Below are 13,265 nucleotides of genomic sequence, written 5' to 3'. Positions count from 1 at the left end.
CCCATCACCTGCAACCCCTGCAATGGCTCTCCCTGGAAATCGATGCTTTCCGAATTGATATGCTGATTGATCAGGATTTCAAGGGTCTCCATCCTGATCTCAAACCGGTACGGCGAGAGCTGGTTTTTGATGATCCTGAATGCATTTTCGAAATGTGAGACATTCTCATACTGGATGTCATCAATGTCCAGCCATTTGACCTGCTGGCAGAATTTTATCAGTTCCTCCAGGTACGTATCCGTAGATGCAGCCTTCCGGAGAAGGTTAAAATAAGAAAGATTCCCCAGCAGTTCCTCCATCAGCTTCCTGGAAATATAGACGATGTTCCGCTGCTCTATGCTGCTCCTGAAATGATTGATGACCTGCTCGTCTTCAGGAGAGGCCGGCAGTTCCTCAAGGATGGGAAATACATCCCGGTAATAATAGGAAGTCCTGTTTTTCTCGAGCTGTTTCTGAAGATAGAACAGCTGCTTTACGGCATTGGAAAAAGAAAGGTTTTTTAATGGGAACCCCATGGTGATATTCAGGTTCTGAACGCCGTGCATGGCATCCAGGCTGGCCGGAAGCAGGTTTTCATCCAGCAGGACCACCGCGGTGTTGGAATAGGTTTTATTTTCAATCTCCTTCAGGATTTCCGGCAGGATCTTTGTCTGCGTAATATTCCCGGAAACTTCATAGACTTTGATGTTTTTCGGCTGGCTGAAATCATCTTCCACCCATTCGAACACCCTTTCGTCGGTAAATTCCTTCCAGGTTGTATTGTTTCTCAGAAATTTTCCCGCTTCCTGTCTTTCGTCATCAAAATAATAGCGGTCTGCCTGGAAGAAGCACTGGCCTTTATCCCACTCCATGAGGCTGCGTACCAGCTTTTCCTCCACCGGCGTCAGTGCATTGAAGCCACAGAATACAAACTTCTCCCTGCTGTCTTTTGCAAAGCCGGGGATGTTCTTTGCGGCCTGCTCATGGATCATCCCGGAGGTAGCCCATTCTTTTTCCATCAGTTTTTTCTTTAAGACCGGCAGAAAAACATTCATATTTTTCCAGAAGGTCAGGAATTTCTTCCTGGGGATTTCGTCATCTTCTCCCAGGTCCTGTGCCCATTCCTTGATCCTTTCCTCATCAAACATATACTGCAGTACGGCTTCGTCATCCCCGTTGAATTTCAGCATGTCATCCCAGTCTTTCTGCAGCGTGGGAAACCATTTCAGGAATTCGGAAAAATCGTCATTCGGGATCAGGTTCAGGCTTTTGTAGACATCAAAGGCAAACAGCCAGAGGGAAATCCCCTTAATCTCCTGCCTATCGGCAATGTGGCTTACGAGCTCTTCGATGGTATAGAAGTGAGGAAGGAATCCTGAATAGTTGTTTTCTTCAAGGATCCGGCGGATGAAGACCACCGGCCTTTTGCCGGGCAGCACCACATTGAACTCCGAGAGGTCAGGGTTCTGTGAGAGCAGTTCATGGATTACTTTTTTCAGGAATTTCAAGATGTTCTGTAGCTTTTATAATGTTCAAGTTCTTCCGCGATCATGCGGTTATATTCCGCCTGCTTTTCCTCAATCATTCCGTTTTTCGTTTCTGCATCATACTGTTTCTGGAACGACTGGTATTCTTTCAGGATACGGTTATAAACCGTTTTAAAATACTTATCGAAATCCGATGAAGTCCTTATTTTTTCCGAAAGTTCTTTGCGGAGTTTCCGGGCATAGACTTCCGCCGCATCAAAATGTTTCTGCTCATGCAGGAGCACGTAGTCATTGATGCGCTTATCATCTTTCCAGGATTGGTTTTCGTTGAAGATGGTCTCCACTTTTATTCTGATGGGAGCCTTCGGATTGGAGGATTTTACATAGGAATAAGACCAGCCGCAGTTGGTATAGGCCACCACATTGGATCCTCCCTGATTGTTCACCCGGCTTTTAAAGTTTTCCCATTTCAGCTTCAGCCCTTCCTGCCAGTAAATTTTCTGACCGTAAAAGAAGCCCGAAGCCAGGAAACAGGCTGCAAAAATCCATTTCATATTTTTATTCCACTACTATCGTTTTGTTTATCCAGCTGTTGCCGCCGTTCCAGAACCTGAAAGTATAGGTCCCTTTCTGCTGCGGGCTGAAATTGATCTGGCTGGCTGCCGTATACGGTTTCTGGGTGCACGGGCCATCCGTTTTATATTGATACGCCGTTACCGATCTTGTAAGATTCCCGGTATGCACATAATCGTATCCGTAGAATCCTTCGCATTGGGACGCATATGAAGAGTACGTCCTGATGCTCTGGATGGCAAATACATCCATCGTATCGCTGACAATCTTCACGCTGTCGATTTTTATTCTGTCTGTGGATTCTATCGTCTGATAGTCTTCGTCATCATTACAGGAGAGTACCGATAATCCCAGGACCAGTACAGAAAAACCCAGGGAGAAAAAATTTTTCATAACTACAAAATTTTAATGATCACTATGCCAGGATCAGGAATGATTCCTGATTTTTTAATTTCAGATTACGAATTGAAATTTCCTTTTGAGAGGTAGACTACTTTTTTGGTATCGAAAAATTCTTCCCCGAAGTAGTTTTTGAGATTATAGATCTCACATTTCAATCCGGCCAGCTCTTCTGCCAGGTCGCCGCCTTTCAGGTACAATACGCCATTATGTTTCTCATTCAGCTGTTCTTTTTCAAACTTCCCTTTCAGCCATCTCAGGAATTCCGGCATCTGGGTAACCGCCCGGCTGACCACGAAGTGAAATTTCTCTTTCACTTTTTCTGCCCTGCCATGGATTGCGGTTACATTTTTCAGTCCTGTTCCCTCTGCCACGGCATTCACCACACTGATTTTTTTCCCGATGGAATCAATGAGTGTAAACTCCGTTTCCGGAAAAAGGATGGCCAGCGGGATTCCCGGGAAACCGCCGCCCGTACCGATGTCCAGCACTCTTGTCCCGGGGGCAAACCGCATCACTTTGGCAATTCCCAGGGAATGCAGGATATGCTTTTCATACAGAGACTCCATGTCTTTTCTGGAGATCACATTGATTTTCTCATTCCATTCCCTGTACAAATCTTCGAGTTTGTTAAACTGTTCGATCTGGGTTTCTGTAAGTTCCGGGAAGTATTTTAATAGTAACGTTGTAGACATGTGAAATATTATAAAAAGCAAAAATAAGTTTTTTTAATGAGTTGTGCAGGCGATTATCCGGAACCTTATGCAACCTCATCAACTTATACGATGACTTCAAAGGAAACCCTTCCGGCATCTGGAACGCCGGAAGGGTTTTTATTACGGCCTCCATCAACCATCAACCATTAACCATCAACCATCAACCATCAACTATCAGCTAAAAGCCAAAAGCCAAAAGCTATTCCTTTTCAATTGGATTATCGGTCCTGCGCAGCCGCCTGGCGATTTCCTTATCCATGTCCCCGGATTTCTTCATGGCTTCCAGTCCTATCCTGGCTTTGTAGCCGCCTTTCAGCTGAAGGTCTGCATTTCCGGTTTCCTTATCGATATTCATGCCTTCAATATCTTCGCTGGAGAAGGTAAATCCGTTCATGATCTTCCTATATTCCGGAAAAGTAACCTGCTTACCGCCTTTGGGTACAAGCGGAAGGATGCGGCTTATCTTTTTGATCCTGGCAAGATTGAAGATATGGTCATTTTCAGTATCTCTCAGGCTGACCACGATTCCCGGCAGCCCTGAAAAAGTATAAGGCCCGTCGCTTACCGGATATTCTCTGCTGAACCAGGCTTCCCAGTGGCGGCCTTTATATGACGCGGTGGCTTTCTGGCAGCTGATCCCGTCAATTTTTCTGAACTCCTTTTCCACTTTCCATACGGGAGCTTTGATATCCCTGATCACCAGGTTGGCCGTTTTGAAACGGTCATACAGGCTTATGGTTTTGCCCGCGTAGTCTTTTTCTACCGTATACCCCAGATTCTGGTCATAGGTTTTGGCGGCCAGCAGTGCCTTGTAGCTCCGGTCTGCTTCGTACACGGAATCCCTTTCGTACCGTACGGCATTATAAAAAAAGGATTTTTTACCATCGGTATCCAGGTTCATATATTCGGTGACGGCAGAATCTTTTTTACCGGCATCCGGTTTCATCGTATATTCGTATACGAAACGGTACTGCTGGGCAGAAACCAGCGAAAAAGCGAAAAGAAAAAACAATTTATACATAGTCAGTGATTTTTTATAAATAAAATTTTTATCACTACAAACATAGTTATATTTTCCGGTTCTGTCCCAAAGGTTTTCAAACAAGTTTCATTTTAATTTTCCGACCCGTGGTTTTTATTATATATTTGCTCAAATGCAAAAATTTATGAGTAAACTTTCAGACAGAGTCAGCAGGCTGGGCTATTCCCAAACTTTCGTGATGTCCAACAAGGCAAGGGAAATGAAGGCGGCCGGAAAAGATGTGATCAGCCTTACACTAGGGGAACCGGATTTCGATGTGCCGGATACCATCAAGCAGGCAGCATTTGATGCAATTAACGAGAATTACAGCCATTATTCCCCGGTTCCGGGATTTCCGGAACTTCGCGAAGCCATCTGTCATAAGCTGAAAAGAGATAATCTGTTAACCTACAAGCCTTCCCAGATCTGCGTTTCCAATGGTGCGAAGCAGGCCATCCTGAACGTATTGGCCGCCCTTCTCAATGATGGCGATGAGGTCATCCTTCCCAATCCGTACTGGGTAAGCTATGATGAAATGGTAAAAATGATGGGCGGAGTTTCCGTAATGCTTCCTACCTCTTATGTGACGGATTTTAAGATTACCGCCGAACAGCTGGAAGAAGCCATCACCGATAATACCAAGGTGGTGCTTTTCAGCTCTCCCTGCAATCCTTCCGGCGGCTATTATACCTATGACGAACTGAAGTCCCTGGCGAGGGTAATTGCCAAATATCCGCATGTAACGGTGATTTCAGATGAGATCTACGAATACATCAATTACGAGACGAAAACCACTTCCATCGCCCAGTTCCCGGAAGTCTATGAACAGACGGCGGTAATCAACGGCATGTCCAAGGCGTTTGCCATGACCGGCTGGAGAATCGGGTATTCTGCCTGTCCGGAATGGCTGGCCAAAGCCTGTGAAAAGATCCAGGGACAGATGACCAGCGGTGCCAATACCGTAGCGCAGCGGGCTTCCATTACGGCATTGAAGGCCGATCCTTCCGAATACCAGTATATGATCGACGCATTCCGGAAACGGAGGGACTTAGTGTACGACCTGATGAAAGAAATCCCGGGCTTCAAAGTGGTCCTGCCGAAAGCCGCTTTTTACTTCTTCCCTGATATCTCCTATTACCTCGGAAAGACCCTGAACGGCACGGAAATCACCGATTCCGATGATTTTGCGATGTTCCTGCTGGAAAATGCCAATGTCGGCTGCGTGGGGGGTGTTTCTTTCGGAAGCCCGGAATGCATCCGCTTTTCCTATGCAGCTTCGGAAGAAGACCTTATCGAGGCCATGAGAAGAATAAAAACGGTGCTTGAAACTGTAAGTTAAAGCCTTCCGGCAGATCTTCAGTCTGAAGATCGCGCGCAGATTTACCAATATACTCATCAAACCATTTTCCATAGATGAACCTTTTAAAAAAACTAACCATCGCCACCAGCATTGCTGCAGCAAGTTTCTGCGGAGATGCGTATGGACAGGATTTCCAGTGGAAGGAAGCCGTATCCAACGGCTACCCCTATACCTATGTAACCAACGATCCCACTGCTGCAAGGTATTATACGTTAAAAAACGGGCTGACCGTTATCCTGAGCCCGACCAAAAAAGAGCCCAGGATCCAGACTTATATTGCCACGAAAGCCGGCAGTAAAACCGATCCTGCCGATCATACGGGCCTTGCACACTACCTGGAGCATATGCTTTTCAAAGGAACCGACCGGTTCGGATCCAAGGACTGGGCAAAGGAAAAGCCGCTGCTCGACCGGATCGATGCATTGTATGAGAAATACAACCAGACGAAAGACGAATCGAAAAGAAAGGAGATTTATAAGGAAATCGATAAAATTTCAGGGGAAGCCTCGGCATATGCCATTGCCAACGAATATGACAAAATGATGGCCGGCATGGGCGCGGACGGTACCAATGCATTTACTTCGTTTGAACAGACGGTCTACACGGAAGATATTCCAGCCAATGCAACCGACAAGTTCCTCGCTGTTCAGGCAGAGCGTTTCCGGCAGCCGGTGCTACGGCTTTTCCATACCGAACTGGAAGCCGTGTACGAGGAAAAGAACAGAGGGCTGGATAATGATCCGCGGAAAGTATATGAGGCCATGTTTGCCGCTATTTTTCCGAATAACAATTACGGTAAACAGACGACCATCGGAACCGTGGAACACCTGAAAAACCCTTCATTAACGGCAATCCGGGAATATTTCAATAATTATTATGTTCCCAATAATATGGGAGTAATCATGTCAGGGGATTTCAATCCGGACGAAATGATTGCCAAAATAGACAGGGCCTTCTCCTATATGAAGCCCAAAGCCGTTCCAAATTACAATGTGGGAACCGAAGCAGCCATCACCGCTCCGGTGATCCGCGAAGTCTTCGGGCCGAATCCCGAGAACATCACCATCGGTTTCCGGTTTCCGGGAGCGACAACCAAAGATGCCAGGATGCTGAATTTCATCGGGAGTATGCTGACCAACGGCCAGGCCGGGCTGATCGACCTGGATCTGGTGAAGAAGCAGAAACTGCTGGCGGCCTATGCGTATCCCTATGTTCTGAAAGACTATTCCGTGCTGCTGCTGCAGGGGAACCCTACCGAAGGACAGTCGCTGGATGAGGTGAAGGCCTTGCTGCTCCAGGAAATCGACAAACTCCGGAAAGGCGAATTTTCCGATGAGCTGCTGCAGTCGATCGTCAATAACGAAAAGAAAAATACCATTCAGAAATACGAAAAGTACAGTTCGCGTGCAGAATCGCTGATGGATGAATTTACTTCTGATGTAGACCATAAGACGCAGCTTCAGTATATTGAGGAAATTTCCGGGATTACTAAGAAAGACATCATGGATTTTGCTTCCCGCTATCTGAAAGACAACAGTTATGCAGCAGTATATAAGCGGAAAGGGGAAGACAAAAACATAGTGAAAGTAGACAAGCCGGCCATTACGCCGGTTTCCGTAAACCGCGAAGACCAGTCTCCTTTCCTGAAGAAAGTGGAAGCGATGCCCGAAGCACCGATTTCCCCGGTATGGCTGAATTTCGATAAGGATATCGCCAAAAACAGGCTCGGTACTGCAGAAGTGCTTTCCGTAAAAAACACGGACAACTCCCTGTTCAGACTGTATTATTATTTTGATTCCGGGAAATGGAACAATAAACTACTGCCGCTGGCTGCGGAATACCTTGAGTACCTGGGTACCCGGGACAAATCCTCGGAAGCCATCAGCAAGGAATTCTACAAACTGGCGTCCAGCTTTGACGTCAATGCCGGAAATGAGGAAACATATGTAACGCTGGAAGGGCTTAATGAAAATTTCAGCAAGACGGCAGCCCTGTTCGAAGACCTGATCAGGAACTGCAAGCCTGACCAGGAGGCGATGGACGCGTACAAAACCAGGCTGAAAAAATCCAGGGCCAATGCCAAGCAGAACAAAGGAATGATCATGAGCGGGCTGAGAAGCTACGCCCAGTACGGTCCGCAGAATCCGTTCAACAATGTGCTGAGCGATGCCGAACTGGACGCGCTGAAGGCCGAAGACCTGGTGAACATCCTGCACGAGCTGTTCAATTACAGGCACAAAGTCCTGTATTATGGCCCGAAGACCGGAAACGAGCTTACCGCTGCTTTACAGCCGGTCCATACCATTCCGGCCTCACTGAAGGAAATGCCGAAATCCAAGGTATTCACGCAGGTTCCGACCGACCGCAACAAAGTATTGTTTGCCCACTATGATATGGTGCAGGCGGAAGTTTTCTGGGTACGCAACAGCGATCCTTATAACGTAAGCATTACACCGACGGTCAATCTCTTCAACAACTATTTCGGCGGCGGCATGGGATCTGTGGTGTTCCAGACCATCCGGGAGTCAAAAGCTCTCGCCTACTCCACGTATTCCTACTTTTCACTTCCGGGCAAGAAAGAAGACAAGGACATGATTATGGCGTATGTGGGTACGCAGGCCGATAAGTTCGGTGAATCCACGACGGCGATGAATGAACTGCTGACCACCCTACCAAAATCCGACCAGCTGTTTGAAACAGCCAAAAGCGGCCTTAAAAAATCGATTGCCGCAGAAAGGATTACCCAGGACGGAATTATTTTTTCCTACCTGCGGGCCCAGAAGCTGGGCAACCGGGAAGATGTCCGTAAATTGGTCTATGAACAGGCCCCTGCGCTGAAATTTGCCGATATCAACAGCTTCCACGATAAGGAAATGAAAGGAAAAAACTATACGTACTGCCTGGTGGCCTCCCAGGATAAGGTAAGCGAAGCCGATATGCAGAAGCTTGGAGAAGTAAAGAAACTCAACCTGACCGAAATCTTCGGTTATTAATTAAAAAAAGAAGGCTGTCTGAGAAATCTGGACAGCCTTTATTATTTAACGTTTCAGTGGTAAGAAGAACTTGTAAAACTTGAGTATCTTTTTAATTTTCAGCCGTGTTTTTTTGCTTTTTGCATAACCGCTGATTTTACGGAAACAGTAAGAGGCAGAAAGCCCGGACAGTAAGCCATAGTGCTCACTGATGATGGAGATGATTTCTGTGTTATCCGTGATTCTTTCAAAATTCCTCAACCTTCTTTCCGGGCTCATCAGCGAATGGAATTTCATCCGGTTCAGGTCTACCATATAGAGGACATAGCTTCCGTTTTCTTTCCTGACCAGGAAGTTACCCGGGGAATTGTCTATGAATTCTATCCCGTTCTCATGGAGCTGGAACATCAGCCGGGTGTACAGCCGGATAATTTCTTCACGGTCTTCAAAAGCCGGGTTGTAAAAAACATCCCACAGGGTATTGACATCTTCCAGTTGTTCACTGATATAAAAGCTGGAGGTAAGCCCAACGAAATCATGGTACTCTATATAAGCGACGGGCTTGGGCGTATGGAATTTCTTATCAAGGAGCATCTGGGCATATTCAAAAGAACGCCGGGCTTTCGACTTTCTGTAAAACTTATAGATATGCCTGTTGATGATATTGTGCTGCTTGAAGGATTTGAAATTAAAATTTTGCCCGTTGATCCCAAAAACTTTAACCACATTCCTGCTTCCGCTGCCAATCAGGGTTCCGCCTTCGCTAAAACTTTTTAAAATCCCGGAAATATGATCACTATATTGGGAAAAATTATTCGTTACAACAACATTCATAATTCTGCGTGCATTTTTAAGGAAATGAAGGTATCAGCTCAGGCTGTCTGTGATGATGCGGGTAATTTCCTGATGGTCTGCAGACTGTGTATTCACCGAGAGGCTTCCCGGATTATACGGTCTGTAGAGCTCTTCACTGGTCACGGAAAACAGCCCTATGGTAGGCGTACCTACGGCACTGGCCAGGTGCATCACCCCATTATCGGCCGTTATAAAAAGAGCGGTATGGGCAATGAAAGCGCCCATTTCACGGATATCGGTACTGTAAAAACCGGGGATCATGAAATTCAGCCGGGAGATGTTTTCCACCGGAAGCAGCTCAATGATATTATAATCCGGAAATGCCTTTTCAAGATGGCTGTAAAATCCCTGCCACCAGTCTTCGGAATAACATTTGTCACCCGTAGCATTGGTAAAGAGGCAGATGGTTTTCTTCCCGTTTTTCACCAGTGCATGCAGCTTTTTCCGTCCGTCCTCCAGTTCATTCCGGTCCAGGCGGATATTCAGAAAAGGAACTTTTACCGTTTCTCTTCCGGCTGCCTGCATGCCGAGGAAATGCCTGAGATCGTAAATGGAATTTTTAGCAAAATGCCGGTAATCCGGATAAGCCAGGGCAGAACCGTTATCGTCAGGAGTGCCGTAAAGCTTGTATTTTGCATGGGCAAAACTGGTGGAAAGCTTGCCGGAAGAAGATCCGGAACTGGCATTGATTACGAGATCATACTTTCTGCTTTTGAGTAAAGCCCAGCCCTTAAGATAACTGAAAAGGCTGCTGAACGGCTTTTTCGGCAGCTGTATAATCCGGTCAATGGTATTGTAATTCCTGTAGATGGTAGGCGCAATAGTACCCTTTACAAACAGATCGATCCTAGCTTGGGGAAAAGTTTCCTCCACTTCCTGTACCAAAGCGCTTAACAGCAGAAGGTTTCCGAGTCTGTGGTTGGGTCTTGAAATCAGTATCCTCTTTACCTGGGCCTGACGGTCGAACATCCTCTCATTCTCTGATCTGCCTATTCGTTTTGTTAAATTCTGCATAACAGACCTTCTGATGCGATTTACCTTCTTGGAAACTTTCATAAATCAATATACTTGCTATTGGCTTCACAAAGTTACTCAATTAAAACCATATAAACATAAACGCTTATGAAACAAAAAAACATAGAAAAACATAAAGAAGTACTGTGAAATCTCTACCTATATAAAAAATATGCAGCGTTTTTCCCAGATGAAAAAGTGTTTGAATACAGGATCGCTTTTCGTGCATTACAGATCTGCTGTCTGTAAAAAATTAACAAACAGTCAATTGATGCATGCACAATAAACGGACAATCGATAATTTCATACCTGTACAAACCTTGATCTTTCCTGATCTCCTCTCGGATTTTATTCTTAAAATGCTTAAAAAATTATTGTCAAGAATAGTGAGAACCCGCAGGAAACAATGATTAACATATCCTCCTGCCGTAACGGTATTAAGTATTTTACAGGCTTATTTTAAACAAAAGAAATTGTTTTCAGGCAGGATCATTCCCCGGACTGTTTTCAACTTCTGTTCCGTCAGCCAGGTTTCCGGCTGTTTGTTTATCAGAACTTCAACCTGCACAGATACCCCTTGCAGGAATCCCGCCGTTGAGCGGTCAAAAAATATGTAACCCGATCATATTCTTCCGGGACCGCAAATTCCCGGCAGCTTCCGGCTGTCAAGTTCATCTCACATCCTGTCAAGATTACAGCACTCCTGACCGGTTGGCTTCCATGATGAGTTCAGCTACATTCTTCACCTCAAATTTCTGGATGAGGTTCCGGCGGTGGGTGTCTACCGTCAGAGGGCTCAGGAAGAGCTCTCCGGCAATCACCTGGCTGGTTTTCCCTTCCGCCAGCAACACCAGGATCTGTTTTTCGCGGCGGGTGAGCCTCGGGATACTGCCGGAACCGTTCCCGGAAGGCCGGCTGATCATTTCAACCACTTCACGGCTGTAACAGATATTGCCCTGCATAGCACCGGCAATACAAGCTCTCAGCTCCTGAACCGAACTGTTTTTCAGCAGGTATCCGCTGGCCCCGTTCTGTATGGTTTGCAGGATGATGCTTCTTTCCGTATGATTGCTCAGGATCAGCACCTTTGTTTCCTCGGATATTTTTTTGATTTTCAGGCACAGATCCATGCCGTTACTGTCCGGAAGGCTGATATCCAGCAGGATGAGGTCTACCCGATGTGTTTCCAGATAGTCCAGCAGTTCACAGCCTTTGCCGAAGCTTTCTACCATCTCAATGTTCTCCTCATGGGAAAGAAGATTTTTGAGCCCTTCGATCACGATAGGATGATCGTCAACAATTACGGTGCGCAGTTTATCCATGGATAGCAGTGTTAAGTTCAATATTTATGGTGGTACCTTCTCCCGGTGATGAAATAATTTCGAGCTGGCCCCCGAGGTAGGCAATCCGGTTGTTCAGGTTCTGCAGTCCCATCCCTTTTCCTTTCCGTACCGATGCAGGGTCAAACCCGGCCCCATTGTCTTCAAAAGTAATCAAAATAACAGGTCCGTTCTGGCTGCACTGCATCAGGATCTGGGAGGCGCCGGCGTGGCGGATGGCATTTGAGATCAGTTCCTGGAAGATCCGGTACATATTCAGCTGTATGTTCAGAGGAAGCTCTTTTGTGAGCCCGAAGGTTTCACAGGAGATCTCCAGCCCTTCCCGCATGTAGAATTCACAGAGATCCTTCAATGCCGTCTCCAGCCCGAATTTCAGCAGCGTCTCCGGCACCATATTTCTTGCAATCCGCCGGAGCTCACTGGCGGCAGCATCCAGCTGGCCCACGGTTTTCCGGAAATTCTGATCTTTGGCAACGCCGGTTTGTTCCTCTGCCAGGCAGGAAAGGTTGATTTTCACGCCCGTCAGCATTCCGCCCAGACCGTCATGAAGATCGCGGGCCACCCTTTCACGTTCCAGCTCCTCACCGTCCAGCATCGCTTTCGCTACTTTCAGCTGCTGTTTCTGTTCCAGCTCGTCCAGCTGCTGACGGTAATTGATTTCCTTCTGTTCCGCCAGTCTGCGTTTGCTTGCGGCATTGATGACGGCAAATCCCAATACGACAAACAGGAAAAGGCATCCGATGGCCACGATACCGGCATAGAGCCGCCCGTTTTTTGCATTCAGTGCCGCCTGCCGGTTCTGTGTCTGGAGGTCAGCAATCTTCCGTCGGCTTTCGGCAGTCCGGTAACGGGTTTCCAGTTCGTTGATCCTGATCTTGCTTTCGCCGGCGTTGATGCTGTCGGTCAGTTTTTTCTGCGCTTCCAGCCAGGAATAGGCTGAAGGATAATCTTCCAGGGCAGCGCTGGTTTTGGCCAGTTCACCGTAAATCATGGCTTTGTCTATGCTGTTCCGCATGAGGGTGCGGTCACCTGTAACCTCCAGCAGCATCCGGCGGGCATTCCGGAAGTCTTTCTGCTCGCTGTAAATATTGTATTTCCGGAAGAGCAGCTGCTGGACCATCTGTTTCTGATGGTTGATCTCTGCAAGCGCGATTCCCTTATCTGCACTCGCAATGGCCTCAGCGAGATTTCCTGTGGTGGTATAATACAGGGTTTCATTGTAATAATATAAAATATTGTTGACGGAATCCGGATAGGGCTCCAGCAGCTTCCCCGCTTTGCGGAGCAGTGCCAGTGCCTGATCTGCCTGTCCTGTATAGCAATAGATGCTTACACCGTTTAAATAAGCAAAGAGCATGGTACTTGATCCGGGAGCTTCTTTTTCAAGGAGGGCAACCGCCTTTTGATTGTACGTCAGCGCTTTCGTAAACTGTGCATTATTCATCAGGATGGTCGCCAACTGGGTATAATAATGGTCAACCATGGTCCGGTTACGGGCCTTCTCAGCATAGGGAATGGCTTTCTGAAATGCACCGGACGCTTCCCGGGA

The 13,265-nt window shown here is 46.8% G+C and carries 10 protein-coding genes and 1 pseudogene; 2 read left to right on the top strand and 9 right to left on the bottom strand.

Features of this window, described 5'->3' with window-relative positions; translation table 11 throughout:
* The 5 genes and pseudogenes from QZ735_RS10875 to QZ735_RS10855 all read right to left on the bottom strand — a co-directional run.
* Positions 1-1,487 (bottom strand): annotated as a pseudogene (locus QZ735_RS10875) (PD-(D/E)XK nuclease family protein); the annotation flags it as partial.
* Complete coding sequence (locus tag QZ735_RS10870; RefSeq protein ID WP_294248115.1) at positions 1,484-2,020, bottom strand: DUF922 domain-containing protein; 537 nt, start codon at positions 2,018-2,020, stop codon at positions 1,484-1,486. The pseudogene QZ735_RS10875 and the gene QZ735_RS10870, both read right to left, overlap by 4 nt.
* 4 nt (positions 2,021-2,024) lie before the next feature.
* Positions 2,025-2,432, bottom strand: a complete 408-nt coding sequence (locus QZ735_RS10865) for a hypothetical protein (RefSeq protein WP_294248113.1) — start codon at positions 2,430-2,432, stop codon at positions 2,025-2,027.
* Positions 2,433-2,497: 65 nt separating this feature from the next.
* Entirely contained in the window at positions 2,498-3,133 is a 636-nt protein-coding gene (gene rsmG, locus QZ735_RS10860) for a 16S rRNA (guanine(527)-N(7))-methyltransferase RsmG (protein WP_294248111.1), read from the bottom strand.
* Positions 3,134-3,353: 220 nt separating this feature from the next.
* A complete protein-coding gene (locus QZ735_RS10855; protein WP_294248109.1) occupies positions 3,354-4,175 on the bottom strand; it encodes a GLPGLI family protein in 822 nt (273 codons plus the stop codon).
* A gap of 145 nt (positions 4,176-4,320) precedes the next feature.
* Here QZ735_RS10855 and QZ735_RS10850 point away from each other — a divergent pair, with 145 nt between their 5' ends.
* Both QZ735_RS10850 and QZ735_RS10845 read left to right on the top strand, forming a co-directional pair.
* Entirely contained in the window at positions 4,321-5,514 is a 1,194-nt protein-coding gene (locus QZ735_RS10850) for a pyridoxal phosphate-dependent aminotransferase (RefSeq protein WP_294248107.1), read from the top strand.
* Positions 5,515-5,588: 74 nt separating this feature from the next.
* Positions 5,589-8,528, top strand: coding sequence for a pitrilysin family protein (locus QZ735_RS10845; RefSeq protein ID WP_294248104.1), 2,940 nt, complete (start codon positions 5,589-5,591; stop codon positions 8,526-8,528).
* 45 nt (positions 8,529-8,573) lie between these two features.
* On the opposite strand, the gene QZ735_RS10840 is transcribed toward QZ735_RS10845, so the two are convergent.
* The 4 genes from QZ735_RS10840 to QZ735_RS10825 form a co-directional block, all read right to left on the bottom strand.
* Positions 8,574-9,341, bottom strand: a complete 768-nt coding sequence (locus QZ735_RS10840) for a lipopolysaccharide kinase InaA family protein (protein ID WP_294248102.1) — start codon at positions 9,339-9,341, stop codon at positions 8,574-8,576.
* A 33-nt stretch (positions 9,342-9,374) separates the two neighbouring features.
* Positions 9,375-10,376: a glycosyltransferase family 9 protein gene (locus QZ735_RS10835; RefSeq protein WP_294248099.1), complete on the bottom strand. Its 1,002-nt coding sequence runs from the start codon at positions 10,374-10,376 to the stop codon at positions 9,375-9,377.
* A gap of 692 nt (positions 10,377-11,068) precedes the next feature.
* Positions 11,069-11,698: a response regulator transcription factor gene (locus QZ735_RS10830; protein ID WP_294248096.1), complete on the bottom strand. Its 630-nt coding sequence runs from the start codon at positions 11,696-11,698 to the stop codon at positions 11,069-11,071.
* Positions 11,691-13,265: ATP-binding protein (locus QZ735_RS10825; protein ID WP_294248093.1), on the bottom strand; the 1,575-nt coding region annotated here is incomplete at its 5' end. The genes QZ735_RS10825 and QZ735_RS10830, both read right to left, overlap by 8 nt.

The organism is uncultured Chryseobacterium sp. (assembly GCF_913776365.1).
GTDB lineage: Bacteria > Bacteroidota > Bacteroidia > Flavobacteriales > Weeksellaceae > Chryseobacterium.
This window is presented reverse-complemented; position numbering and strand designations above follow the sequence as displayed.